Raw genomic sequence first — 23,535 nt, 5'->3', positions numbered from 1 at the left:
AACCACGGAGTGAGGCATATGAATGTTCGGTTTCTAGTGAAATTGATGTGTATGACAGGAATGGTTATTCTTATATCGGCTTGTTCGATTTTCGGTGGCGACTCGGCTAAGAAGAAGGAGGATGCCAAAAAAGATCAATCGAAACCTAAAGCACAGAGTACGACGGGGAAAGAAAGTATCATTGATCAAGAGTTGAAAAAGCAATACCAGATCTATAATGAGATTCTCCAATATAAGATTGAACAGGATCAAAAACTTATTAAACAATCAGAAGAACGTTATAAGAAATTAAAAGCGGAAAGTGAGAAACCATCTGATTCTAAGTCAGGCGGGGATACAAGTAAAAAGGACTCCGGAGGGAAGACAAGTGAAGAATCAAGCGGGTCAAAAGATGGGAGTTCAGATAGTTCAAAAAACACAGATGATAGTGGAGATCAATCGAAATAACCTACACCAACGAATTACTTGCAACAGATGGGGCCATGCTGTGAATTCTACAGCTGGCTTTTTTTTTTTAAGCTTCGATGTATTGACTTCAATTAAGTGGACTCGTATAATCAATTCGTTAATAAAAATTATTACGATTTAGAAATGGGTGGATTGATTATAATGGTAAGAAATAAGAAAGTTCTTTACATAGTATTGTTGGCTATTTTAACTGTTGTTATGGCTGGTTGTGGAAATACGTCAAGTTCGAAAGAAAAGATGGTCCAAGGTAAAGTCAACGTGGTAACCAGTTTTTATCCTCTTTATGAATTTACCCGTAATATTGGCGGAGAGTATGTGAATACGATCAATTTGGTCCCAGCTGGCGTAGAGCCGCATGATTGGTCGCCAAAGAGCAAAGATATCAAAAATATGACCCAAGCTCAGGTATTTGTGTATCAAGGAGCAGGATTTGAAGGCTGGGTGCAGGACTTCCTCGGTAGTTTGTCAGCAGACTCCACTTTAAAGGTAGTTGAGGCTAGTAAAGGGGCAGATTTAATTAAAACGACAGAAAATAAAGAGGAATATGATCCACATGCATGGTTAAGCCCGTTAAATGCTGTGAAAATGGCTAATAATATTAAAATGGCATTGATTGAAGCGGATCCTGCTCATAAGGATGCTTTTGAGCAAAATTATGCGAAATATGCAGCGAAATTAACAGATTTGGATGCACGGTACAAAAAAGAAATTGCTCGTACCTCGAAGAAAGAAATTGCGGTTTCCCATCAAGCTTTTGCGTATTTATGTAGGGATTATGGTTTAACTCAAATGTCGATAATGGGATTATCGCCGGATGCTGAGCCGACGGCTCAGGATTTGAAAAAAATGAATGAGTTTTTGAAAGATCATGACTTGAAATATATATTCTTTGAAGAATTGGTATCCGATAAATTAGCCAAAACGTTAGCCAAAGATGCTAAAGTGGACACGATGGTACTTAACCCACTTGAGGGATTAACGGACGAACAGATGAAAGCAGGCAAAGATTATATCTCAATCATGGACGAAAATTTGAAAAACCTAGTAATTGCCTTACAATAAAGTAAGAGTAATTTCATTCTTAATGAGTGAGGAGCAAAAAGATGGAGAATAAAAGTAAAAACTTTTGCCATCGGAGCATAGTATCTATTGATAGCCTTTCATTCTCCTATGATAATAAAAAAGTGATAGAAAAGCTTCATTTTGATGTTCTTGAACGAGATTTTGTGGGTGTTATTGGTTCCAATGGTGCGGGGAAAACCACACTGCTTAAGATGCTTGTAGGTCTGTTGAAACCAACAGAAGGGGAGATCAGACTGTTTGATCGCCCGTTGAGCCAATTCAAAGATTGGGAACGTATCGGTTATGTTCCTCAAAAAAATGCGTTTAACCCTTTATTTCCAGCTACTGTCAGGGAAATTGTTTTATCTGGCATGTATAGCAAGAAGCGGGTCTATCGTCGGTTGACCAAAGCCGACATTCAAAAGGCTGAGGATGCGATGCTTGCCATGCGCATCGAGGATTTAGCTGACCGTCGCATCGGCCAGCTGTCGGGTGGACAGCAGCAGCGCGCATTCCTCGCACGCGCGATCGTAAACAACCCTGAGCTGCTCATTCTTGATGAGCCGACCGTTGGCATTGATGCTGAAACGCAGGTCGGATTTTTTCGGATGATCCGCCATATGCACCAGCATCATCATATGACCTTCATCATGGTGTCCCATGATATGGACATGATGCAGTCATATCTAGGTACAGAGCCGCAACAGGTTAGTGGCGGCATTAAGTTTTATGTAAAGCATACTCATGATCCGGAGGATTGCCGTGAGACGAATTTGACACACTCCATCGGCCAGATTCGTGAGATGATCGGAGTTCAATAAAGAGGAGAGGCTTTGTTCTCCGAACAAAGATCCCTACAATAGGAGCGGGCGTTTTGGACATATTTACGGAATACTTTTTTCAACGTGCATTATTAGGTGGCATACTGATTGGGCTTACAGCGCCTTTAATGGGCGTTTTTCTTGTCCTTCGACGGTTGTCCATGATTGGGGATACGCTTGCGCATGTTTCAATTGCAGGTGTTGCTCTTGGATTTCTAATTAACGTGTATCCTTTGGGTGTCGGCCTCGTGTTTGCTTTGCTTGCGTCGTTTGCTATTGAACGCTTGCGCAAAGCCTATAAGACTTACGCTGAGCTTTCCATTGCCATTATTATGTCAGGCGGCGTTGCACTAGCTACTCTCCTTTTTACGATTGGCAAAGGCTTTAATATGAACGTCATGAGTTATTTATTCGGCAGTATATACACATTGGATTCAACGGATTTATGGGTTGTTTTTACGGTTTGTGTACTCGTGGTTGGCGTAATCGCGGCCCATTTCAAAGAGTTCTTCCTGATGTTCTTTGATGAAGATGCAGCGAGTGTAAGTGGACTTCCGCTTAAATATTATAATATGATGATTACAATGCTAACGGCTCTTGTGATTTCAGTCGCTATCAAAATTGTCGGAGCTCTGCTCGTTTCCTCGTTATTAACTATACCGGTAGCGTGCAGTTTATTAATCGCTAGGAGTTTTAAACACTCGGTCTTTTTAGCGATACTATTTTCTGAAATTGCTGTTGTCATAGGTCTTGTCGTTGCAGGTGTATGGGATCTTGCTCCGGGGGGAACGGTTGTACTTACACTCATAGCGATACTGATCGGGATCATTTTGAAAAGAGGATTGAGGATTTAATATGGATTCTGTAAATTTGTGGATTGCCTTGTGGGCGGGAATTGCTTCTTTCATATCACCTTGTTGTTTGCCCTTATATCCTTCTTATCTTTCTTACATAACGGGAATTTCAGTAAGTGAATTGAAATCTGGGGAATCTTCTTCGGCAGTTCGGCGTCAAACGATGCTTCATACATTAAGTTTTATCGTTGGGTTTTCAATCATTTTTTATGCGTTAGGCTTAACAGCGGGCTTCCTAGGCAATTTCTTCATCGATTATCGTGATTTGCTTCGTCAAATCGCAGCGTTATTAATTTTCATCATGGGATTGTTCCTACTCGGCATTTTTCAGCCTCAATGGTTAATGAAGGAACGTAAATTCAATATCAAATTTCGTCCTGCCGGTTATATTGGTTCTGTTCTCGTTGGAATGGGGTTTGCAGCTGGGTGGTCTCCATGTGTTGGACCAATTCTATCCGCCATCCTTGCGCTCGCTACAACGGAACCTGGAACATGGTTTCAATTAACGACGGCCTATTCGCTTGGTTTTGCGATTCCATTTTTTGTATTATCTTTTTTTATTGGATCTACGAAATGGATACTGCGCTATTCAAACCTGATTATGAAAATAGGAGGGGGCTTGATGATCGTCATTGCGGTTCTGCTCTATACAGGCAAAATGACGCAAATCACGCTTTGGTTAAACTCCGTAACCCCCGATTGGTTGAAATTTTAGTTGCGTGAAATATTCGATCTTTTCATCTTTGTAAACGTATTTCCCTATACCGTAGTCTGCCAACGACATAACTTAATAAACCATGGGATATTTGACCGCATCTGGGTTGATGCATTATGATAGTTAAGCAGTAGGCAGGAAATAAAGGAAAAGCAGGGGGAAATAAAGCAATGGCAACGCCAAGCATGGAAGACTATTTGGAGAGAATATACAAGCTTATTGACGAGAAAGGTTACGCTCGTGTCTCCGACATTGCTGAAGGGCTTGAGGTTCACCCCTCTTCTGTAACTAAAATGATTCAAAAGCTGGATAAAGATAATTACTTGATCTATGAAAAATATCGCGGACTCATGTTAACTCCTAAAGGGAAGAAAATGGGAAAGCGGTTGGTGGAGCGTCATCAACTTCTAGAAAATTTCTTAACGACTATTGGTGTCCAAGAGGACAATATATATAAGGATGTAGAAGGAATCGAGCATCATTTAAGCTGGGATTCCATTACTTGTATTGAAACGTTATTAGAATATTTTCGAAGAGAACCAAACCGGATGGATGATTTAATGAATGTTCGTAAAGAATTAGAAGCTGAAAGCTAGGCAGAGACCGCTATTCGCGGTGCTCTGTCTTTTTTTTATGGGTATATAAACAAACTGCCTCCGCATACATAACTATGGAAGCCCTGTAGTCGATATAGTAGGAGGGGTGCGATTTGAAGATCAATGGAGTATTTGAAGGCGGAGGCGTAAAGGGGATTGCACTGGCTGGCGGTGTGAGCGCGGCGATGAAGCAGGGGCATGTCTTCAATGAAGTCGCAGGTACAAGCTCAGGGGCAATCGTAGCCGCTCTTTTGGCCGCAGGTTATACGGGAGAAGACATGAAAGAAATGATCCTGAGATCACCTTTCAGATCGTTTATGCAGCGTTCTCCCATTTTTAATACAAAAATTATTGGTCCAGCCGCGCGGCTGGTTCTTAAGAAAGGCTTGTACTCCGGAGAGGCGCTTGAGGATTGGGTCAGTCAACAATTGGCAGCCAAAGGAATCCGTACATTTGGTGACTTGAGACACAATCAGCTGCGTGTTATAGCATCAGATATTACACAAGGTAAGCTTTTGATATTACCTGATGATATCGCGCAGTATGGGATCGATCCTCGCAAATTCTCTATTGCCAAAGCCGTTCGCATGAGCACTAGCATTCCTTATTTCTTCGATCCTGTCATGATTCGGCGCAAATTAAAAAGCTCTGCAAAGGCAGCGCCTTTCGCAGAGCAATTTTATTATATTGTAGATGGCGGCTTGTTAAGCAACTATCCACTTTGGGTGTTCGACCAGGAAACGGATCGAGAGGATATCATCCCTGTTATTGGTTTCCAATTAGTCGGTAAAAGCGATATATCCACACATAAAATTAAGGGACCGATAACCATGCTGGAAGCCTTATTTGGAACAATGCTAAGTGCTCATGATGAGCGCTACATTGAGCAAAAGAACCGATTCCGTACAGTCAAAATCCCTACTTTAGGTGTTGGAAATACACAGTTTAACTTATCGAAGGAACTTAGTATGTCTTTATACGATTCAGGCTTTCAAGCTTCCAATGATTACTTCAACAATTGGTCCGCTGAGACATATGAACAGAATTATGAGAAGTTAGTATTGCGACGCTAATAACGCCTGGTGATTTTAATGATATTTGGGTAAATCATCCGAATCAGAATCTTTACTTCCGTTGATAACACGGAACTTGGCGTTTTTCCTTTTCCCTTTGGCAGGCCCCCGACCCGTCGAAATCTTTCTCCAACGAGAAGGCGGGAATTTGTATAGAAGAAAAATAATCCCTAACACGAGAATAGGAATGAATAAAGTTCGCAAACTTACCAGCAAACCAATCGCAATCAAAATCGCAATGGCGACCTCGATCGGGGAAAATTTTCTTCTCATGCCCGTCCCTCCAAAATTCGTTGTTCTGCTTCACGCATGCGGTTGAAAGAAGCAATCGAAACCTCAACTTGACTGTCTTCAGGTTCCTTAGTCGTAAGCAATTGAAGCCATAGTCCTGGATAGCCTAAGTAACGAAGGACTGGAACTTCACGGAGTGAATTCGTAAATCGCAATACCTCGTAAGAAACACCGATGACAACAGGCAGCAATATTAGACGCTGCACGATGCGTTCAACATATCCGTCATAGTGAAGGAAGGAGTAAATGACGACTCCGATCAGTACAGTGAAAACGATGAAACTGCTGCCACAACGATAGTGGAGCGTGTTGAATTTCTGTACGTTACTGACTGTAAGCTCTACGCCAGCCTCATAAGCACTAATGACCTTGTGCTCTGCGCCGTGATATTGAAACAATCTGCGGATCATAGGTGTCAAAGATATGAAATAAATATATCCGACAAGTAAAATAATCTTAATAACACCTTCTATAAGGTTATGAAGAAATTGATTGCTAAATACATTTTGAAACAAAAACTGTTCAATGACAGCGGGAACTAATGTGAATACGAATTTCCCAAATAGAAACGAAATCACACCCACAACAGCTACCCCAAGAATCATCGAAATATTAGAAAAGAAGCCGGGACTTTCTTCTTTCTTGGCGCTGTCTGCATCCTCACCTTCTTGTTCAGCAAAGGATTCAGCCGAGAAATTCAAATGCTGAGCGCCTTTAGCGCTTGATTCTATGATTCCCACAATACCGCGAATGAACGGAATTTTCTTGAGTGTTTGGACCCAAGGGATCACTTTCTTCGGTACTTCTAAATAATCAAGGGAACCGTCTTTTTTGCGCACAGCGGTTACATGCACATTTTTTCCTGCGAACATGACGCCTTCAATGACGGCTTGTCCTCCGTATATACTGTTTTGTTCTGCCACAAGATCCACCTTCTTATCTTTCTCAAATTCAATTATTTGTACTTTCTTATTGTAACGGATTCGTAGATTGAATGCTACCGATAGCGGTAGAACATACTATCCTTACCTAAGGAAAGACAAGTAACATCTGCAGAGAAAGGAAGACAATGGATGGTAAGTGATAAAAAGGAAGGGGAACTTCTGACAAATCGTTGGATGTTTGTCCTTTACATCGGTTTTTTCGCTGGATTCATATGGGGTGCAATTAAAATTGTTGAGTACTATTTAAAGTTCACTAAGATTACAATCGGTTTTCTTGTGGAACCTTTTTTCAAACATGATTTTTTGTATACATGGCAAGGAACGCTAATTGGTTGGGGGTTCTTCACCGTATTTTCAATCATTGCCGCATTCATCTATATGGTCACAATGTGGAAACTGCAAGGGCCATGGTGGGGGTTCGGGTATGGAGCTTTATGGTGGGCAGTGATCTATCTACTTTTAGGACCTTTATCGGGGATGACCTATTGGATTCAGGATCTGGACATAGATACAGTTCTTAGTGATTTTTGTTTGTTCCTTCTCTGGGGGATGTTTATTGGTTATTCCATTTCGATTGAATACACAGATGCAAGAACAAGACGACCTATACACAAGACATGAAAGTTATGGTAAAATATCAAAGGTTAAATAGGCTTGTAGCGCCCATTTTTCAATGAAAATGCTTGGGAGTGATTTCCTGTTGAAAAAGGTTCTAGTCATTAATGGTCCGAACTTAAATATGCTCGGCGTACGTGAACCTGGCGTATACGGAACACTTTCGCTTTCAACGATTATTCAAGGTTTGAATGAATTAGCCGAGACGCTATCGATCGAGCTTGAGAGCTTTCAATCGAATCATGAAGGCGATATTATTGATAAAATTCATGAAGCGTTTGGCACAAAAGATGGTATTGTGATCAACCCAGGTGCATTTACGCATTATAGTTATGCTATTCGCGATGCACTTTCCTCGGTTCAATTGCCAACTGTAGAGGTTCACATTTCGAATATTCATAAGCGCGAAGAGTTTCGTCATCATTCGGTTACAGCACCTGTCGTTATCGGTCAAATCTGTGGATTCGGTGCACAAAGCTATGAACTTGGTTTAAGAGCATTATTACCCCATCTGTAAGAAAGAATGGTGATCTGAGTGCAGGAGAAACGTATTGAACGTCTTCGCAAGATTATGCAACAGCAAGATTTACCGGCTATACTCATCACGAACGCATACAACCGTACATATGTATCTGGTTTCACTGGTTCTTCTGGTTATGTTCTTATAACGTTAGACCGTGCCTTACTGTTAACTGATTTTCGTTATATGACGCAGGCTCCTCAGCAAGCAAAGCTATTTGAAGTTGTTGAGCATAAAGCAAAAGCAATCGAAACAGTGAAGGAACTCTTGCAGCAGCAAGGGATCACGAAGCTTGGCTTCGAGCAAGTGGATGTCTCCTACGGCGATTTCCTAAGCTACCAAGAAGGATTAGCGGGTATCGAATTGGTGCCTACTTCACGCGTTGTTGAGTTGATTCGAATGGTTAAAGATGAGGCTGAATTGCAGATTATGCAGGAAGCTGCTGATTTGGCTGATCAAACATTCACACACATCCTGTCTTATATCAAGCCAGGCGTGCAAGAGAAGGACATTGCGCTTGAGATTGAAATGTTTATCCGCAAAAATGGCGGGACTTCAACGTCGTTTGAAACCATCGTTGCTTCTGGTGAACGCTCTGCGCTGCCTCATGGTAAAGCGAGCGATCGCGTGCTACAATTAAACGAATTTGTCAAATTGGATTTTGGAGCGTATTATAAAGGGTATTGCTCTGACATTACTAGAACGGTTATGCTAGGTAAGCCGACAGACAAACATAAAGAAATTTATGACATTGTTCTAGAGGCCCAATTAAATTGTTTAGCTAACCTCAAACCGGGTATTACTGGCAGAGAAGGCGATGCTTACGCACGAGACGTGATTGTGAAGCATGGCTATGGCGATTACTTCGGTCACGGTACCGGACATGGTTTAGGCATGGAGGTACATGAAAATCCACGCTTGTCGAAAACCGAGGATATGATTTTAACACCTGGTATGGTGGTTACGGTTGAACCTGGTATTTATCTCCCCAACTTTGGCGGAGTTCGAATTGAGGATGACGCAGTAATTACTGACACCGGCATTAAAATACTTACACATTCTACCAAAGATTTTCTTATTATTGACTAGCGGAGGGATTCACAAGTGATATCAGTTAATGATTTCAAAACAGGTCTTACGATTGTAGTTGAGCACGATATTTTTACCGTTCTAGATTTCCAACACGTTAAACCAGGTAAAGGTGCGGCATTCGTACGTTCCAAACTAAAAAACCTGCGTAACGGTAATACCGTTGAACGTACATTCCGTGCTGGCGAGAACGTTGGACGAGCGCACATCGAAAACCGTGAAATGCAATACTTGTACGCAGCTGGCGACGAGTACACATTCATGGATACAGAGACGTTTGATCAGATTTCCCTTTCCCAGGAACAATTGAAATGGGAATTGAACTTTCTGAAAGAAAACATGAACATCAAAATCATGAGCTATCAAGGTGAAATTCTTGGGATTAACCTTCCGAAGAGCGTTGACTTGAAAGTTATCGAAACCGATGCAAGCGTTAAAGGAAACACAGCTCAAGGTGCTTTGAAAAATGCGAAAGTGGAAACAGGTCTAAATGTGATGGTGCCACTTTTCATCAACGAAGGCGATATTCTTTCCGTTGATACAGATGATGGAAAATACCTTTCACGCGCGAGCAACTAATAAGCAAAGCCTTTCTGACTCGCAGGAGTCCGAAAGGCTTTTATTCTCTTATCAAGGATTTCTTACCACAATAAGGTGTTTTTATGCTATAATATTGAATTGTTATGCTACTTGATGCGTTGGGAGTGGGTCAGCTTTGTCTCTTATAGTGATGAAATTTGGCGGAAGTTCTGTTGGTGATGCAGAGCGAATGAAGCGTGTTGCAAAAAGAATCGTAGAGCGAAAACAAGCAGGACATAGCTGTGTTGTTGTCGTTTCGGCGATGGGAGATACAACGGATGATTTGATCGACCTGTCTAAGCAAATTTACGATGGAGCCCCTCCGGCTCGTGAAATGGATATGCTGTTAACGACAGGAGAGCAGGTATCGGTAGCTCTCTTATCGATGGCGATACATAATTTAGGTGAGCAGGCTGTTTCTTATACCGGTTGGCAAAGTGGTATCTTTACGGAACCGGTTCATGGTAAGGCAAGAATTACGGATATTCAGCCGCATCGTGTTCAGAACGCACTAGAACAAGGCAATGTTGTCATCGTAGCCGGCTTCCAAGGGATGACCGAAGCAGGTGAGATTACCACATTAGGCCGCGGCGGGTCGGATACAACAGCTGTAGCGCTTGCTGCTGCTATTAAAGCAGACCTATGTGAAATATATACCGATGTAGATGGGATTTATTCGACGGATCCGCGCATCGTGAAGGTAGCGAGAAAGCTAAATGAGATTTCCTACGATGAGATGTTGGAGCTTGCTAATTTAGGGGCTGCTGTTCTGCATCCAAGAGCTGTAGAATATGCCAAAAATTATAACGTTACCTTAGTGGTGCGTTCCAGCTTTACTTACAATGAAGGTACAAACGTGAAGGAGGAAGCAGTGATGGAGCAAGGAATCGTCGTTCGAGGCATCGCTTATGATAAGAATGTGGCAAGAATTAGTATTCTGGGTGTTCCTGAGAAACCAGGACAACTGGCGAAAGTATTTATTGCACTTGCCAATGAGCAAATTGATGTCGACATCATCGTCCAAAGCGGTGTGATCAACGGTTCGGCTGATTTCTCTTTCACAACAACCCTTGCCGATCGTGAAAAAGCATTGACTGTCATCGAAGAAATTCGCCGTGAAATTGGATATCGTGAAGTGACTTCTGAAGTGAACCTCGTGAAAGTGTCGATTGTTGGCGCTGGCATGGTAAGTACACCAGGAGTTGCTGCGACGATGTTCAAAGTGATTTCTGATATGGGTATTTCTATTTCCTTAGTTAGCACTTCCGAGATTAAAATGTCGTGTGTTGTTGACAACACGAACTTAACCGAAGTTATCCGTGCTCTGCACACGGCGTACGGCTTGGACACTATGGAGCAAGCGTTTGTTGGTGGACCAGAAGATCGCAGATAACCGAAATTTTAGCCGATTTTATCCGAAATAAAATAAGCTAGCTTTAATAAAAAAGCCGTTATTCCGGCTGCCATTAAAGGGCCAACCGGAATGCCGCGCATAAATATAATGCCGAAAATAGAACCAATCACAAGACCCACAATTAATTGTGGGTCTATTTTTAGCAGTTCCAACCCTTTTCCATTCATATAAGTAGCAATAGCTCCGCCAAGTAGTGCGACGATACCTGGCCAAGTAGTGAATACCGAAAGGATATCCTTCATGGAGATGCGTTCGCTGGCAAAGGGTACAAGGACCCCGATTGTCAAAAACAGCAGCCCGAGTTCCAATCCTCTGCGCTCCATTGTGGGGAAATAACGATCTAAACCAATAAGTTTGATTGCAAGTAAGATGCAAGCCGCGGTCGTAATTATTGGTGATCGGCCAATAAGTCCAATAATAATGAGAATAACTAAGAGCAAATCGCCATTCATAATCAAAACCCCTTGTCCTCATAACTTCAATCTTAGTTTATGAGAAGGGCTTGTATTTAGAACGCAGGCGAGTCTGTCAGTTGTGAAGCAGTACCATTTTATCATGTTCCAGTATGGGAACATGATCTGTGGAATTCGGTTTTGCACAAAAAACCAAATCGGCCTGGAAACCAGACTTATACATTTTCTTTCCATTACTGCAGCTTAATATAGTTTCATACAACTTATCCCTCGATTGCAGATAACACCCTCGCATGGCCATGCCGAAATCATTGACTGCTATATGTTTATCACCGAGCAGAATTGACAATTCTTCGAGAATAAGACCTGCGCAAAGCCCATCTTCCAAAGAGAAAACATCTTGGGTGCCTGCACACAAAATAACGGTGTCCCGTTTGAAATCAACTGCAGCCCTCGCACAGGCTCCGCTATTTAATAGGGCTCCCGCTAGCACGTGATCGGCTCTCATCGCTTTCTGAATGCCTCTTGTTCCATTCGTAGTTGTGAGAATGATTCGTTTGTCTTGGACGGCAGCTTTTGAGTATTCCAGTGGCGAATTACCGAAATCGAAACCAGGAATCTTTTTGCAAAAACGCTCGCCTCCAAGCAAATCACCCTCTCGGAATAACTCTTTGGCTTTCAGAACTGTTTCCACAGGTACAATGGCTTTGCAACCGTTCATCAGTGCGGTGATGATCGTGCTAGTTGCACGTAAAACATCAACGACTATGACGGTTTTATGAAGGAATTCGTCACTTCTAGCTTCGCCGATGTTGGCGACTACCTCGATATGCATTTTTTAATCCTTTCTGGTACCCAATGACAACGTATCGGAACGAAGTCCTCTCCGTAGTGCTTCCAGCGCAATCAACTCATCCGGTGGAATATTACCTAAGTGGATGTTGGGGCCTAGCATGTTAATTAAATGTACCTGCTGACTTTTGAGCGGAACTTCCCATAAGAGCAGTTCTCCGGGAATTGCGGAAAGCACTCTTTGCAGCTCGTCGTCCTTGCATTTCCCGTTCTGATCAAAAATGCCGACGCCCATACCCGATTCCCGGGCTTCAATGGTAACCATTTTTGCCCCGAGTTCCGTGTCGATTAAGACGGTTTCAATTAATTCCTCCAACTCAATGGAGGATCCCCAGCCTTTCTTGCCATATTCGGTAATGACCTCAAAACCTTCTTCCAATCCTCTGGAAATAAGTTCATTTCGAAGTCTGCGCTCCATCTCAATCGTCCCGTCCGAAATTTCCACACCATTAAAACCAAGCGCGATAAGCATGTCAAAAAAAGAGCTTACAGCATTCTGTCTGATAGCGACCTCCAGAAAGGTACCGCCTGGATAAATACAGATGCCGTTTTCTTTTGCAGAGTAAATTTTACTTTTAAGTACGGGTAACGGGTAAAGCGGCGAGGTACCGAAGCCAATTTTGATCATATCGAGATGGCTGCTTGACGTGCTGAGCAGGTCTTGAAAAGCGTTCAATCCTAATCCTTTATCCATCACCATCGTTTTGCCCAGCGTTCTTGGTTTAGCCTGCCTTTGTCCTGTGGGGTCGGCTAGAACGGGGTTCCATTTCAAATGAGAGGTCACTTCCATCGGTAATTCTCCTCACTGTCCTTTGAAGGTTCAATTCTGTGTTCAGCATATGCATCTTCACAAATGGAGGTGCCCAGTATGCCTAAAATCAGACGAGCTTGCATAAGGTAGGGTAAAAAGCTTTGACCCTATCCTTTGCGTTCTGTCGAATGAATGGTCGCTCCGCGAATTTATAAAAACCTCCAGGACTCCATTGTAAAGCTGTTCCTTTTATTGGAATAAGTTGGTAGGAACAGCTTTACAAAAGTCGCTCTTCCGGCCTTTTATAAATCCGCTCCGCTAAATATTCGACGACACATAGAGTTCAAACATTTTTACGAGGAGGAGTAGAAAGAAATGAATAAAATTGTCCTAACGATGGCTTCGCTGAGGATGATGTCGGGGAGTATCGAAATTATTGCAGCGATCTTGATGCTAAGGCTCGCGACGGTAGAGAAAGCGCTGCTGGTGAACTCGGGTTTGGCTCTAGTAGGTCCTCTAGTATTACTAGCAACAACGACGATTGGATTGGTAGGGATTGCAGAGAAACTATCAATGGGTAAGATGCTTTGGGTGATTGCTGGGGTTAGCTGTCTGTTTATAGGCATTTTAAAAAAGTAATCGGTCATATTTCTTTCTATTAAGCATAGAAATGAGTATAGAAGACTGGACAACTTGGAGGGATGTCTCCCTATGCTCGATTCGATTATGTACTTGCTGCCTCAAACTTTCCGATTTCTCTTAGCCGCACTGCCGCCAGACGTACAAGCTAGTGTTGAAGAAATCAGGGTGAGAGAGTCACGGCCCCTTGAGATTAGCTGGGGGGATCGTTATACCTTTGTAGGTGAACGGGGGGAGATGGTGACTCAGGAAACGAAGGCATACAAGCCTTCACGGCAGGACTGTCTGACGCTGCTAGAGATGCTCACGAATCATTCCTTGTATACCTTCGAGGAAGAGCTGCGCAGAGGCTATATCACGATTGCAGGCGGTCATCGAGTAGGACTAGCAGGGCGAACTGTTTTGGATCAGGGACATGTCAAGCAAATACGGGATGTGAGTTCTTTTAACATCAGGATTGCCCGTGAGATTCAAGGGGTTGGCCAAGAGGTCTTACCACAGCTATTCGATCCTTTGCTTAGAAGCATCCATCATACGCTCATCATTTCACCGCCGCAGCATGGGAAAACAACGTTGATCCGCGATCTGGCTAGATTGATTAGCCGGGAGACTGGGGGGCGAATAACGTCTCGGCGTCTGGTAAGAAAGTGGGAGTAGTGGATGAACGATCGGAACTGGCTGCTTGTGTCAAAGGTGTACCCAGATTCGATCTGGGGCCACGGACTGACGTCATGGATGGTTGTCCGAAGGCGGAAGGCATGATGATGATGATCCGATCGTTATCACCGGATGTCCTGATTGTGGATGAGATTGGGCGTCCAGAAGATGCGAACGCCATCCATGAGGCGGTACACACCGGGATTCGCGTCGTAGCCACTGCGCATGGCGCTGATTATGAGGATGTACGCAGAAGGCCGGTTCTGAAGCAGCTGTTGGATGAGGGGGTATTCACAAGGTATGTCATCCTGCATAGAAGAAAAGGTGCACCAGCTTCCTATCGCATCTTGGATTATCAGGGCAAGTCCTTGGAGCTCTATCCTGTGCGTAAAGGATGATGTTAGATGCTGAAATTTGTCGGTGGGGTTCTTATTATCGGTGCTGCCACATTGTTTGGCTTCCTCAAGGCTGCGCACTATGTAAGGCGTCCCAAGCAAATCCGTACCCTTATCAGCGCGTTAGGGAGAATGGAAACGGAAATTATGTACGCACTCACACCGTTGCCTGAAGCTTTTGCCTCACTGAGTAAGCAGGTCGCAGAACCGCTTTCTTCCTTATTTCGATTAACTTCAGAGCGGTTATTGAAGAGTGACGGTAAGTCCACCCGTGAGATTTGGCAATGGAGTGTCAATGATGTATGGACAAGAACTTCGATGAAGCAAGCGGAACAAGAAGTAGTGCTGCAGCTGGGAGCCGTTCTTGGACTCACGGATCGAAGTGATCAAATCAAACATTTACGCCTCGCTATTAGCCAACTTCAAACGGAAGAAAACGAGTCTAGGGAAGAGCAGCGGCGCTACGAGAAGATGTGGAAAAGCCTCGGTGTCTTAATCGGAGCATTGATCGTGATATTGATGTATTAAGGGTAGCAAGGGATACTTGGCCGTACAAGTGAGTTCCTTGTCAACAGAGTGAGGTGCCTGGAATGAACGTAGATGTGAATGCCATTTTCCAGATCGCCGGCATCGGAATCATCATCGCGATGATCCATTCGGTGCTCAAGCAGATGGGCAAAGAGGATATGGCACACTGGGTCACGGTCATTGGCTTCGTGGTCGTGCTCTTTATGGTCGTCAGTATGCTCGATCATTTGTTTAAAGAAATCAAAACGATCTTCCTATTCCAATGAGGTGGGCCTGATGGAAATCATCCAGATCGTAGGTTTAGGACTCATCGTTACCATATTAACGCTCATCATCAAAGAGCAGAAGCCAATGTTCGCTTTCTTGCTGGCAGCATTTACGGGCATCATGATTTTTTTGTTCCTGATTGGTAAAATTTCCTCTGTCATCCAGGTGCTCGAGGACATAGCTCAAAAATCAAGTATCAATATGGTTTTTCTTAAAACAATTCTGAAAATCATCGGTGTTGCCTATATCGCTGAATTCGGTGCCCAAATCGTGCGAGATGCCGGTCAAGAATCCATTGCCTCCAAGATCGAACTTTCTGGGAAAGTGCTCATTATGGTGATGGCAATTCCCATCATATCTGTCATCATTGAGACCGTTGTTAAACTACTCCCTGCTTAGATGATCCATGAGGAGTGACCTAAATGAATCTACTTTATTCGCACCAGAAGCTGAACAACCGCTGGATCCTTTTGATCATAATGACAATGGGCTTATGGCTTGGCTTGACGGGCACGATGGCTGCTGAATCCCCAACGGATATCATTATCAAAGAGCAGGCCAACCATCTGAATACGGAACCTGTTGAGCAATACTGGGATAAGCTCATGAAGGATTATGGCGGTTACTTCCCTGAAAGCAAGACGCCAACGTTCATGGAATTGCTGCTTGGAACGAAGGGCATTAGCATGAAGAGCATTTTCAAAGGGCTGCTAAGCTATGTGTTCCACGAAATCATCATTAATGGAAAGCTGCTTGCTTCGATCGTAATCTTGACGATTTTCAGTATGATACTCGAAACGCTGCAAAGCTCCTTTGAAAGAAACACGGTTAGCAAGCTTGGTTATTCAATTACCTATATGGTTCTGATCATTATAGCCATCAACAGCTTCAGCGTCGCAATCGGTTACGCCAAAACGGCTATTTCATCCATGATTCAATTCATGATTGCCATTGTTCCTTTGCTGTTAACTCTTTTGGCATCGATGGGAAATGTCACTTCTGTGGCGATCTTACACCCTCTGATTGTGTTCATGATTCATTCCGTTGGCACAGCGATATATGTGTTTATATTCCCTTTGTTGTTCTTTTCAGCTGTCCTGCACATCGTGAGTTCGCTAAGCGAGAAATACAAAGTCACCCAGCTAGCGAATCTGCTGCGCACAATAAGTTTAAGTATGCTCGGCGTATTCGTTACTGTTTTCCTCGGCGTTATATCGATTCAAGGGACTGCGGGAGCGGTTAGAGACGGCGTGGCGATTCGAACGGCAAAGTACATTACCGGAAACTTTGTCCCCGTTGTGGGACGCTTATTCTCGGATGCAACAGAGACCGTAATTGGGGCATCGCTGCTTGTGAAAAATGCCATCGGACTCGTTGGGGTTGTCATTCTAATTATGTTGTGCGCGTTTCCGGCTATCAAAATTTTAACATTAGCTTTCATCTATAACTTATCCGCAGCGATCATGCAGCCCTTGGGAGATAGTCCGATAATCGCTTGCTTGCAAACGATAGGAAAGAGCTTAGTTTATGTGTTTGCGGCACTGGCAGCCGTCAGCTTGATGTTCTTTTTAGCTCTGACGATCATGATTACGATCAGTAATGTCTCCGTGATGATGCGGTGAAAGGAGGCAGCTATGGATTGGTTAGCGGGTTGGCTAAAGAGCGTCATCATGGTCATTATGTTGGCTACATTCGTTGATCTACTGCTTCCTAGTAATACCATGCAGCGGTATGTCAAAACGGTTATGAGTTTATTCATCTTGCTAACACTGCTATCTCCGGTACTTCAATTGTTTCAAAAGAATTGGGACATCGATCAATTGATCGGTCAAGCGGAGCAGCGGCAAAACGAGAAAACAATGCTTGCGAGCAGCGGCGGTGGAAATCCATTTATGAAATCGCTCGATGTGATTACGAAAGATGCCCAGAAGCTACAAGAAGCAGGACAAAAGCAAACACAGCAAATGATTCAAACACAGCTTGCAGGACTGATGAAAGAGGATTTACAAAAACAAACTGAGCTGATCGTCCAAGATGTTCAAGTGCTGGCGCAAATCGACAATAACGGGAAACCCGCGATAACGAAAGTCAGGGTAACCCTTGATGATATAGAAAAGACGAAACAGGTACAATCAACGTCAGCCTCCAAAAGCATAGCTGTCATGGAGCCAGTCAAGCCGATTGATCCGATACGGATCGAACCAGCAACAAAGCTTCAGGGAAGTAACTCAAGTGACAAAGAAGCAGCAGCTCAACCTAAGTTATCGTCACGAATCGAGCAAGAGGTAGACCAACTCAAGCAAAAAATCGTGCGTGATTGGATCGTGGAGCCTGCACAGATTGATATCCAAATGAATCAGCGGAATGGAAAGATTGCGAGGTGAATCGATGGGAACATTGCTGCAATGGATGGAGCACAAATTCGGCGGAGGTCCGGGAGGACCCAAACGTAAGAACACGCTATTGTGGGTCGTCATGATTGGACTCTTGGGAGCTGCGCTGATGATTATGAATGCATTTATGACTGTAAAAGAAGTTGATCCCATCAATGCGGGCAGAGCCTCTCCGCAACCCAGCAAAGAAACATTTCTCAATAGTAATTCCAAAGAAAATTCTGCCTTTCACGACTATGAAGCGGCCTATCAAACACAGTTGAAGGAGATATTGCAAAAAATTGTTGGCGTAGGCGATGTTGAAGTGCTCGTTACAATTGAGTCAACGGAAGAAATGACCGTCGACAAAAATTACAATGACAATCAGCAAATGACGACAGAACGTGACAATGGCGGAGCAACACGGAATATATCTCAGGTAACGCGGAGCGGAGAAGTGGTTGTCTATCAAGTTTCCGGTGACCAGAAACCGCTTGTGCTCAAATACATTAAACCGAAAATCAGAGGCGTCATCGTTGTCGCCAAAGGCGCCGAGAATCTCACGGTAAAAAAAATGATTACAGAAGCTGTAGAGCGAGGACTTGATGTGCAAGCAAGTAGGATCTCTATTTTACCCCGCAAAACTGGGGGATGAATGTAGTAGTTAATCAAAATTGAGGAGGAATTTCAATGAATGCGAAAAGACAAACAATTTGGCTCGTTTCTATGCTTAGTTTAATGGTGGTACTCTCTGCCTATTATCTGTTCACAGAAGATGTCAATAAGCTTGATTTAGCATCAACACAAACGATCAATAAATCACAAGAAGTGAAGATTGATATGAGTCAGGTTGACCCTGCAAATGCAGCCAAAACTGATGTGAAAGCAACAACTGGCGGAGATGCAAAAGTCGACACAAAAGCTGTGACTCCACAAAATTCAACAAAAACAGACGTGAAAACCGATGCTAAAACAACAACGACGCAAGATGCTTCCAAGACAACTAATCCAAATACGGCCAAAACGGATGATCAAGTTCTCAAGATCGTTGAAGAGCAAGCGAAAACGACATCAGCTAGCGATTATTTCACGACTGAGCAAATGAAACAAAGTGATTATTTTAGCAAAACGTCCACTGCTTTGATGGAAATTATTACCGATTCGAAGAAGTCACCGGAAGCTGTAGTAAAAGCGACGAATGACTTAGCGAAGCTGACAGATATCCAAGATAAAGTAGAAAATATAGAAGCTGTGCTTATGAAAGATTTCCCGCAAGCTATCATTAATCAAGATGGTAACAGTAACAAGTGGAAAGTGACAGTTCAAAGCGATAAATTGGAGAAAAGTCAAGGTGTAACAATCGTTGATTTGGTGATGAAAGAGCTTGGCACAGGTCCGGAAAATATCAAGATTCAATATGTTCGTCCTTAGTAAAATGAGGTGAGTTTAGCCTGCCTAGGATGGCAATGGAAAGGGTCCGGACAAACTGGACTCTTTCCATTTCTTGCGTTTATGGGTATAATACATACGTTGCGGCTATGAAACCGCATTTTTTACTGGTTCACCAACCTTGAAGGAGTGACATGAATGTTCAAATTGAGTGAAATCAAAGAGTTGATCAAACTCGTCGATCAATCCTCTTTACAAGAGCTTGAAATCGAAAATGAAGGTGCACGCCTTTCTATTCGCAAGCCGAATAAAACGGAGTCAGTCTACGTAACGGCCCCCGTTCAACACACGTATGCTCCGATCGGTCAAGCAAGCATTGCTAACACAGCGCCTGCAGCCGCTATCGAAGTTTCTATTCCAACGACTACTGGACATGCTAAGCAAGAGGACTCATCTTTACATAAGATAGTTTCACCGATGGTAGGAACCTTCTACCAGTCTGCTTCTCCTGGCTCTGCTCCTTTCGTAAGTGTTGGCTCCAAAGTAGGCGACAAAAACGTCGTCTGTATTGTGGAAGCTATGAAATTGATGAATGAAATCGAAGCTGAAATTAAAGGTGAAATCGTTGAAGTGCTCGTAGATAACGGTCAGCTTGTTGAGTATGGACAACCTTTATTTTTAGTTAGACCAGAGTAAGCGATCAGTAAGCTTATGCTTATGACGCAGTTTTGCTTGAGCAAAACTCAGTACACGCTTATGATGCAAGTTTTCCTAACGGAAAACTTTTAGGAGGAAAAACAATGGAATTTCATAAAATCCTAATAGCGAATCGCGGAGAAATTGCTGTTCGTATTATCCGGGCTTGTCGTGAGCTTGGCATTTATACAGTAGCTGTTTATTCAGAAGCTGATCGTGATGCGCTTCATGTGCGTCTAGCCGACGAAGCCTATTGTATTGGGCCGACTGCTTCCAAAGACAGCTATTTGAACTTCACGAACTTGATGAGTGTTGCTACACTAACGGAATGTGATGCTATCCATCCGGGATATGGCTTCTTAGCAGAAAATGCGGACTTCGCAGAAATTTGCGAGAGCTGCAATATTACCTTTATCGGTCCATCCCCGGATGCGATTAGCCGTATGGGTGATAAAGCGGTTGCCAAGCAAACGATGAAAGAAGCGAGAGTACCGATCATTCCTGGTTCTGACGGTTTGGTTGAGAACATTGACGACGCGATTGTCATTGCTAGAGATATCGGTTACCCGATCATCATTAAAGCAACAGCAGGCGGCGGCGGTAAAGGGATACGTATTGCCGAGAACGAGGAAACACTTGTTCAGCAAATTACAGCAGCGCAGCAAGAAGCACAAAATGCTTTTGGCAACGCAGGTATATATTTAGAGAAATACTTAACAGGCATGAAGCATGTTGAAATTCAAATTATAGCTGATAAACACGGTAATGTAGTTCACTTAGGTGAGCGTGACTGTTCCGTTCAGCGCCGTAGACAGAAGCTTGTTGAGGAAGCTCCTTGCCCGATTCTGACAGCTGAAACACGCACGGCGATGGGGCAAGCGGCCGTTCGTGCAGCGAAAGCCGTTAATTATTCCGGTGCTGGAACTCTTGAGTTCCTACTCGGCCCTGATGGTAATTTCTACTTCATGGAGATGAACACGAGAATTCAAGTTGAGCATCCGGTAACCGAAATGATTACAGGAATCGATATCATCCAAGAGATGATTCGTGTAGCTGAAGGCAATCCCCTATCTTTTGCACAAGAGGACGTCCGCATCAATGGATGGGCCATCGAGTGCCGTGTGAATGCGGAGGATCCGAACCGGAACTTCATGCCTTCAGCGGGTCAAGTGAAATTTTACTTGCCGCCAGGTGGTTTTGGCGTTCGTGTTGACAGCGCGGTATATCCGGGCTACACAATCCCGCCGCACTACGATTCCATGATCGCTAAGCTCATTGTTTGGGGAAGTACGCGAGAAGAAGCGATTGCCCGTATGAAAAGAGCGCTCACCGAATTTGCAGTGGACGGTGTGAACACGACGATTCCATTCCATTTGAAGCTGCTTGAGCACAAGAAATTTATCAAGGGTGACCATGATATTAAGTTCTTGGAAGAGCACGATGTGAATGATCCAGAATCGTAGACAAACATTTGTCATATTTTTGGTGAAATGGTATAGTTATAAATTAAGATGGCTTATCCAAACCATGGATTAAGCAAAAAAATGCTTACGAAGTAAGTTTGCATTACAAACTCTAAGGAGGTGCCACAATGAGCACAATCGCTCCGGATTACGTCAAAACAGACATGGGCAGCATCCAAATTGCCCCCGAGGTTATCGAAATCATTGCCGGTTTGGCAACGGTGGAAGTGCAAGGAGTAGCGGGGATGAGTGGCGGATTAGCTGGCGGCATTGCTGAATTGCTTGGACGTAAGAATTTGTCCAAAGGCGTAAAGGTAGAAGTCGGACAACGTGAAGCAGCCATTGACGTCTCCATCATTATTGAATATGGCAATCGAATTCCTGAAGTTGCAAGCGACATTCAGCATAATGTGAAGCAGGCCATTGAATCGATGACAGGCTTAAACGTTGTTGAAGTCAACGTTCATATTCATGATGTTCATTTTAAACAGGCAGATAAACCGGTTGAAGAAGAAACAGCAGTTGCCCATCGTGTGAAATAGGCGGATTGCTGCATCCATATGGATCAATTGAAACCCCCTACAGGTTGCAGGGGGTTTCCTCTAACTATAGGAAGGGGACAAGCTTACGTGGGTAAAATTGTGGACAGGCTCTTGCTACTTCTCTATAGCCTAATTATTCTAGTTGCTTCTATCGTTGTTTTGTTCACAGCTTCAAGCTGGATCCCGTTAGAACAAGCAGGTCAAATGCTAAGTAATTTTTATTTCGAAAAAAGCTTTGCTTATCCGGCGATAATTATCAGCTTGATCATGCTGCTGATCTCTGTTCGTTTTCTCATTTTAACACTGCGTCGTGGCCGTTCTCAGGCACCATCTATCGACCAACGAACGGATTTCGGAGATATTCGTATCTCGATTGAAACTGTTGAGAATTTATCTTTGAAAGCTGCTGGTCGTACCAAAGGTGCCAAAGATCTTCGCGCCCGAGTAAGGGTGAATCAATCAGGTTTAGAGATTACGATCAGAACGATTGTGGATGGGGAAAGTTCGATTCCTGAGCTTACTGAAGAGATGCAAAGTACTGTGAAAAGTTACATCGAAGATATTACTGGCATTCCTGTAGCTTCCGTTACCGTATTCGTAGCGAACATCGTGCAATCAGCCCCAACTTTTAAAAGCCGAGTCGAATAGAGGTGAACCCACTCATGTGGAATGAGCTGTGGGAGTCCCATAGGGGCAAAGTGATCGGAGTGGCAGCAGGCGTTTTCTTCGGCTTCATTTATTTATTTTTTGGTTTTTGGGATATGTTGATCTTTGGATTCATTGTTCTGCTCGGCTTGTATGTAGGGAACAAACTGGATCGGAAAGAAAGATTCGTCATTCTAGAAGACATTTGGCGCTATCTCACGCAAAAATGGAGAATGTTTCGCTAAAATCCCTGGTTCTACCATGGATTTTTTTGTTTGGATTCATTCCAATATGACGTATACTAGTAAAAAGAGTTTTTTAGGACGAATTACACAATCGAATGCTTACGAAGTCAGTTTTCTGGCGAAAACTTTAGGAGGACCACAATGAAACGCAGAGTTGCACGAGAAATTGCTGTACAAAGCCTTTACCAAATCCAGATGAACGAGGCTACACCTCAGGAAGCTGTCCAAATTGCGATTCATGAAGCAGAGAACGATAATGAAACAGAGTTGAATTTTTCCGGCGATAAAATTGACCCTCTTTACATCATTGAACTCGTTGAGGGTACATACAGTAACAAAGTTAGAATTGATGAACTGCTTGAAGAGTACTTAAAAGGATGGGCGATGGACAGGCTCTCACGGATTGATCGTGAAGTGCTGCGTTTAGCAGTGTATGAAATGCTGTATAGGGACGATGTTCCACCTAAAGTTGTCGTCAATGAGGCGATTGATTTAGCCAAGCATTATGGCACGGAGGAGTCAGGTAAGTTCGTTAACGGTGTACTTGGTAAAATGATTAAAGAAGTTGAAGATTTAAAGGGCAAAGTTACACCGTCCTAATTAACATTGATTATTCAACCATTTATATATAGCCATTAAG

At 43.4% G+C, this 23,535-nt stretch carries 31 protein-coding genes and 1 pseudogene; 27 read left to right on the top strand and 5 right to left on the bottom strand.

Features of this window, described 5'->3' with window-relative positions; genetic code table 11:
• The first annotated feature begins 18 nt into the window (after nt 1-18).
• The 7 genes from ACBP55_RS24330 to ACBP55_RS24300 all read left to right on the top strand — a co-directional run bounded on the left by ACBP55_RS24330 (nt 19) and on the right by ACBP55_RS24300 (nt 5,589).
• Nucleotides 19-447 (top strand): hypothetical protein, encoded by a 429-nt coding sequence (locus ACBP55_RS24330; protein ID WP_464645487.1) that lies wholly within the window; start codon nt 19-21, stop codon nt 445-447.
• A 144-nt stretch (nt 448-591) separates the two neighbouring features.
• A complete protein-coding gene (locus ACBP55_RS24325) occupies nt 592-1,530 on the top strand; it encodes a metal ABC transporter substrate-binding protein (protein ID WP_464645486.1) in 939 nt (312 codons plus the stop codon).
• A gap of 41 nt (nt 1,531-1,571) precedes the next feature.
• The gene (locus ACBP55_RS24320; RefSeq protein WP_464645485.1) at nt 1,572-2,351 is read left to right on the top strand and encodes a metal ABC transporter ATP-binding protein; all 780 of its coding nucleotides are present in this window, start codon (nt 1,572-1,574) and stop codon (nt 2,349-2,351) included.
• 53 nt (nt 2,352-2,404) lie between these two features.
• On the top strand, nt 2,405-3,205 hold the full coding sequence (locus ACBP55_RS24315) for a metal ABC transporter permease (protein WP_029197176.1): 801 nt from the start codon (nt 2,405-2,407) through the stop codon (nt 3,203-3,205).
• Between the two features lies 1 nt (nt 3,206).
• Complete coding sequence (locus ACBP55_RS24310; RefSeq protein ID WP_464645484.1) at nt 3,207-3,920, top strand: cytochrome c biogenesis CcdA family protein; 714 nt, start codon at nt 3,207-3,209, stop codon at nt 3,918-3,920.
• A 170-nt stretch (nt 3,921-4,090) separates the two neighbouring features.
• Complete coding sequence (mntR, locus tag ACBP55_RS24305) at nt 4,091-4,516, top strand: transcriptional regulator MntR (protein ID WP_029197173.1); 426 nt, start codon at nt 4,091-4,093, stop codon at nt 4,514-4,516.
• Nucleotides 4,517-4,629: 113 nt separating this feature from the next.
• Nucleotides 4,630-5,589, top strand: coding sequence for a patatin-like phospholipase family protein (locus ACBP55_RS24300; RefSeq protein ID WP_464645483.1), 960 nt, complete (start codon nt 4,630-4,632; stop codon nt 5,587-5,589).
• 15 nt (nt 5,590-5,604) lie between these two features.
• Here the strand turns inward: ACBP55_RS24300 and ACBP55_RS24295 are convergent, their stop codons facing one another.
• Nucleotides 5,605-5,862, bottom strand: coding sequence for a hypothetical protein (locus ACBP55_RS24295; RefSeq protein ID WP_464645482.1), 258 nt, complete (start codon nt 5,860-5,862; stop codon nt 5,605-5,607).
• A complete protein-coding gene (locus ACBP55_RS24290) occupies nt 5,859-6,752 on the bottom strand; it encodes a DUF1385 domain-containing protein (RefSeq protein ID WP_464653399.1) in 894 nt (297 codons plus the stop codon). Before ACBP55_RS24290 ends, ACBP55_RS24295 begins: the two co-directional genes overlap by 4 nt.
• Nucleotides 6,753-6,953: 201 nt before the next feature.
• Here ACBP55_RS24290 and ACBP55_RS24285 point away from each other — a divergent pair, with 201 nt between their 5' ends.
• The 5 genes from ACBP55_RS24285 to ACBP55_RS24265 all read left to right on the top strand — a co-directional run bounded on the left by ACBP55_RS24285 (nt 6,954) and on the right by ACBP55_RS24265 (nt 11,020).
• Nucleotides 6,954-7,445, top strand: a complete 492-nt coding sequence (locus ACBP55_RS24285; protein ID WP_464645481.1) for a YqhR family membrane protein — start codon at nt 6,954-6,956, stop codon at nt 7,443-7,445.
• A 79-nt stretch (nt 7,446-7,524) separates the two neighbouring features.
• Complete coding sequence (gene aroQ, locus ACBP55_RS24280; protein ID WP_029197168.1) at nt 7,525-7,956, top strand: type II 3-dehydroquinate dehydratase; 432 nt, start codon at nt 7,525-7,527, stop codon at nt 7,954-7,956.
• An 18-nt stretch (nt 7,957-7,974) separates the two neighbouring features.
• Nucleotides 7,975-9,048 carry a M24 family metallopeptidase gene (locus ACBP55_RS24275; RefSeq protein ID WP_464645480.1) on the top strand — a complete coding sequence of 358 codons (1,074 nt, stop codon included), beginning with the start codon at nt 7,975-7,977 and terminating at the stop codon, nt 9,046-9,048.
• Between the two features lie 15 nt (nt 9,049-9,063).
• Nucleotides 9,064-9,627: an elongation factor P gene (efp, locus tag ACBP55_RS24270; RefSeq protein WP_464645479.1), complete on the top strand. Its 564-nt coding sequence runs from the start codon at nt 9,064-9,066 to the stop codon at nt 9,625-9,627.
• Between the two features lie 136 nt (nt 9,628-9,763).
• Complete coding sequence (locus ACBP55_RS24265; RefSeq protein WP_464645478.1) at nt 9,764-11,020, top strand: aspartate kinase; 1,257 nt, start codon at nt 9,764-9,766, stop codon at nt 11,018-11,020.
• A gap of 8 nt (nt 11,021-11,028) precedes the next feature.
• Here the strand turns inward: ACBP55_RS24265 and ACBP55_RS24260 are convergent, their stop codons facing one another.
• The 3 genes from ACBP55_RS24260 to comA all read right to left on the bottom strand — a co-directional run bounded on the left by ACBP55_RS24260 (nt 11,029) and on the right by comA (nt 13,096).
• On the bottom strand, nt 11,029-11,493 hold the full coding sequence (locus tag ACBP55_RS24260; protein ID WP_029197164.1) for a DUF441 domain-containing protein: 465 nt from the start codon (nt 11,491-11,493) through the stop codon (nt 11,029-11,031).
• 76 nt (nt 11,494-11,569) lie between these two features.
• The gene (locus ACBP55_RS24255; protein ID WP_464645477.1) at nt 11,570-12,289 is read right to left on the bottom strand and encodes a 2-phosphosulfolactate phosphatase; all 720 of its coding nucleotides are present in this window, start codon (nt 12,287-12,289) and stop codon (nt 11,570-11,572) included.
• 3 nt (nt 12,290-12,292) lie between these two features.
• Entirely contained in the window at nt 12,293-13,096 is an 804-nt protein-coding gene (gene comA / locus ACBP55_RS24250; protein WP_464645476.1) for a phosphosulfolactate synthase, read from the bottom strand.
• Between the two features lie 336 nt (nt 13,097-13,432).
• Here comA and ACBP55_RS24245 point away from each other — a divergent pair, with 336 nt between their 5' ends.
• The 15 genes and pseudogenes from ACBP55_RS24245 to nusB all read left to right on the top strand — a co-directional run bounded on the left by ACBP55_RS24245 (nt 13,433) and on the right by nusB (nt 23,495).
• Nucleotides 13,433-13,696, top strand: coding sequence for a YqhV family protein (locus ACBP55_RS24245; protein ID WP_029197161.1), 264 nt, complete (start codon nt 13,433-13,435; stop codon nt 13,694-13,696).
• Between the two features lie 72 nt (nt 13,697-13,768).
• Nucleotides 13,769-14,751 (top strand): annotated as a pseudogene (gene spoIIIAA, locus ACBP55_RS24240) (stage III sporulation protein AA).
• Nucleotides 14,752-14,757: 6 nt separating this feature from the next.
• A complete protein-coding gene (gene spoIIIAB / locus ACBP55_RS24235; RefSeq protein ID WP_029197159.1) occupies nt 14,758-15,276 on the top strand; it encodes a stage III sporulation protein SpoIIIAB in 519 nt (172 codons plus the stop codon).
• A 62-nt stretch (nt 15,277-15,338) separates the two neighbouring features.
• Complete coding sequence (gene spoIIIAC, locus ACBP55_RS24230; RefSeq protein ID WP_029197158.1) at nt 15,339-15,542, top strand: stage III sporulation protein AC; 204 nt, start codon at nt 15,339-15,341, stop codon at nt 15,540-15,542.
• 10 nt (nt 15,543-15,552) lie between these two features.
• On the top strand, nt 15,553-15,942 hold the full coding sequence (gene spoIIIAD / locus ACBP55_RS24225) for a stage III sporulation protein AD (protein WP_029197157.1): 390 nt from the start codon (nt 15,553-15,555) through the stop codon (nt 15,940-15,942).
• A gap of 23 nt (nt 15,943-15,965) precedes the next feature.
• Nucleotides 15,966-17,165 carry a stage III sporulation protein AE gene (gene spoIIIAE / locus ACBP55_RS24220; RefSeq protein WP_464645475.1) on the top strand — a complete coding sequence of 400 codons (1,200 nt, stop codon included), beginning with the start codon at nt 15,966-15,968 and terminating at the stop codon, nt 17,163-17,165.
• Between the two features lie 12 nt (nt 17,166-17,177).
• Nucleotides 17,178-17,927, top strand: coding sequence for a stage III sporulation protein AF (spoIIIAF, locus tag ACBP55_RS24215; protein WP_464645474.1), 750 nt, complete (start codon nt 17,178-17,180; stop codon nt 17,925-17,927).
• Between the two features lie 4 nt (nt 17,928-17,931).
• Nucleotides 17,932-18,570, top strand: a complete 639-nt coding sequence (spoIIIAG, locus tag ACBP55_RS24210) for a stage III sporulation protein AG (protein ID WP_173184379.1) — start codon at nt 17,932-17,934, stop codon at nt 18,568-18,570.
• 35 nt (nt 18,571-18,605) lie between these two features.
• Nucleotides 18,606-19,346, top strand: coding sequence for a SpoIIIAH-like family protein (locus ACBP55_RS24205; RefSeq protein ID WP_464645473.1), 741 nt, complete (start codon nt 18,606-18,608; stop codon nt 19,344-19,346).
• A gap of 156 nt (nt 19,347-19,502) precedes the next feature.
• Nucleotides 19,503-20,000 (top strand): acetyl-CoA carboxylase biotin carboxyl carrier protein, encoded by a 498-nt coding sequence (gene accB / locus ACBP55_RS24200; protein ID WP_464645472.1) that lies wholly within the window; start codon nt 19,503-19,505, stop codon nt 19,998-20,000.
• Between the two features lie 104 nt (nt 20,001-20,104).
• Nucleotides 20,105-21,463, top strand: a complete 1,359-nt coding sequence (gene accC, locus ACBP55_RS24195; RefSeq protein WP_464645471.1) for an acetyl-CoA carboxylase biotin carboxylase subunit — start codon at nt 20,105-20,107, stop codon at nt 21,461-21,463.
• 128 nt (nt 21,464-21,591) lie between these two features.
• Entirely contained in the window at nt 21,592-22,005 is a 414-nt protein-coding gene (locus ACBP55_RS24190) for an Asp23/Gls24 family envelope stress response protein (protein WP_464645470.1), read from the top strand.
• 87 nt (nt 22,006-22,092) lie between these two features.
• Nucleotides 22,093-22,653 (top strand): alkaline shock response membrane anchor protein AmaP, encoded by a 561-nt coding sequence (gene amaP, locus ACBP55_RS24185; RefSeq protein ID WP_173184387.1) that lies wholly within the window; start codon nt 22,093-22,095, stop codon nt 22,651-22,653.
• A gap of 14 nt (nt 22,654-22,667) precedes the next feature.
• A complete protein-coding gene (locus ACBP55_RS24180) occupies nt 22,668-22,895 on the top strand; it encodes a DUF2273 domain-containing protein (RefSeq protein ID WP_029197149.1) in 228 nt (75 codons plus the stop codon).
• A gap of 141 nt (nt 22,896-23,036) precedes the next feature.
• Nucleotides 23,037-23,495, top strand: coding sequence for a transcription antitermination factor NusB (gene nusB / locus ACBP55_RS24175; protein WP_029197148.1), 459 nt, complete (start codon nt 23,037-23,039; stop codon nt 23,493-23,495).
• Nucleotides 23,496-23,535 lie beyond the last annotated feature (40 nt).

Source organism: Paenibacillus sp. WG02 (assembly GCF_055396115.1).
The sequence above is the reverse complement of the archived record's forward strand: the minus strand, read 5'-3'. Positions and strand labels throughout refer to the sequence as shown.

Excerpts from the sequence above, each read along its gene's own strand:
- ACBP55_RS24330 (WP_464645487.1), top strand. The coding sequence starts at position 19 with ATGAATGTTCGGTTTCTAGTGAAATTGATGTGTATGACAGGAATGGTT.
- ACBP55_RS24325 (WP_464645486.1), top strand. The coding sequence starts at position 592 with ATGGGTGGATTGATTATAATGGTAAGAAATAAGAAAGTTCTTTACATA.
- ACBP55_RS24320 (WP_464645485.1), top strand. The coding sequence starts at position 1,572 with ATGGAGAATAAAAGTAAAAACTTTTGCCATCGGAGCATAGTATCTATT.
- ACBP55_RS24310 (WP_464645484.1), top strand. The coding sequence starts at position 3,207 with ATGGATTCTGTAAATTTGTGGATTGCCTTGTGGGCGGGAATTGCTTCT.
- mntR (WP_029197173.1), top strand. The coding sequence starts at position 4,091 with ATGGCAACGCCAAGCATGGAAGACTATTTGGAGAGAATATACAAGCTT.
- ACBP55_RS24295 (WP_464645482.1), bottom strand. The coding sequence starts at position 5,862 with ATGAGAAGAAAATTTTCCCCGATCGAGGTCGCCATTGCGATTTTGATT.
- ACBP55_RS24290 (WP_464653399.1), bottom strand. The coding sequence starts at position 6,752 with ATGTTCGCAGGAAAAAATGTGCATGTAACCGCTGTGCGCAAAAAAGAC.
- ACBP55_RS24285 (WP_464645481.1), top strand. The coding sequence starts at position 6,954 with ATGGTAAGTGATAAAAAGGAAGGGGAACTTCTGACAAATCGTTGGATG.
- ACBP55_RS24260 (WP_029197164.1), bottom strand. The coding sequence starts at position 11,493 with ATGAATGGCGATTTGCTCTTAGTTATTCTCATTATTATTGGACTTATT.
- ACBP55_RS24255 (WP_464645477.1), bottom strand. The coding sequence starts at position 12,289 with ATGCATATCGAGGTAGTCGCCAACATCGGCGAAGCTAGAAGTGACGAA.
- comA (WP_464645476.1), bottom strand. The coding sequence starts at position 13,096 with ATGGAAGTGACCTCTCATTTGAAATGGAACCCCGTTCTAGCCGACCCC.
- ACBP55_RS24245 (WP_029197161.1), top strand. The coding sequence starts at position 13,433 with ATGAATAAAATTGTCCTAACGATGGCTTCGCTGAGGATGATGTCGGGG.
- spoIIIAB (WP_029197159.1), top strand. The coding sequence starts at position 14,758 with ATGCTGAAATTTGTCGGTGGGGTTCTTATTATCGGTGCTGCCACATTG.
- spoIIIAC (WP_029197158.1), top strand. The coding sequence starts at position 15,339 with ATGAACGTAGATGTGAATGCCATTTTCCAGATCGCCGGCATCGGAATC.
- spoIIIAD (WP_029197157.1), top strand. The coding sequence starts at position 15,553 with ATGGAAATCATCCAGATCGTAGGTTTAGGACTCATCGTTACCATATTA.
- spoIIIAE (WP_464645475.1), top strand. The coding sequence starts at position 15,966 with ATGAATCTACTTTATTCGCACCAGAAGCTGAACAACCGCTGGATCCTT.
- spoIIIAF (WP_464645474.1), top strand. The coding sequence starts at position 17,178 with ATGGATTGGTTAGCGGGTTGGCTAAAGAGCGTCATCATGGTCATTATG.
- spoIIIAG (WP_173184379.1), top strand. The coding sequence starts at position 17,932 with ATGGGAACATTGCTGCAATGGATGGAGCACAAATTCGGCGGAGGTCCG.
- ACBP55_RS24205 (WP_464645473.1), top strand. The coding sequence starts at position 18,606 with ATGAATGCGAAAAGACAAACAATTTGGCTCGTTTCTATGCTTAGTTTA.
- accB (WP_464645472.1), top strand. The coding sequence starts at position 19,503 with ATGTTCAAATTGAGTGAAATCAAAGAGTTGATCAAACTCGTCGATCAA.
- accC (WP_464645471.1), top strand. The coding sequence starts at position 20,105 with ATGGAATTTCATAAAATCCTAATAGCGAATCGCGGAGAAATTGCTGTT.
- ACBP55_RS24190 (WP_464645470.1), top strand. The coding sequence starts at position 21,592 with ATGAGCACAATCGCTCCGGATTACGTCAAAACAGACATGGGCAGCATC.
- ACBP55_RS24180 (WP_029197149.1), top strand. The coding sequence starts at position 22,668 with ATGTGGAATGAGCTGTGGGAGTCCCATAGGGGCAAAGTGATCGGAGTG.
- nusB (WP_029197148.1), top strand. The coding sequence starts at position 23,037 with ATGAAACGCAGAGTTGCACGAGAAATTGCTGTACAAAGCCTTTACCAA.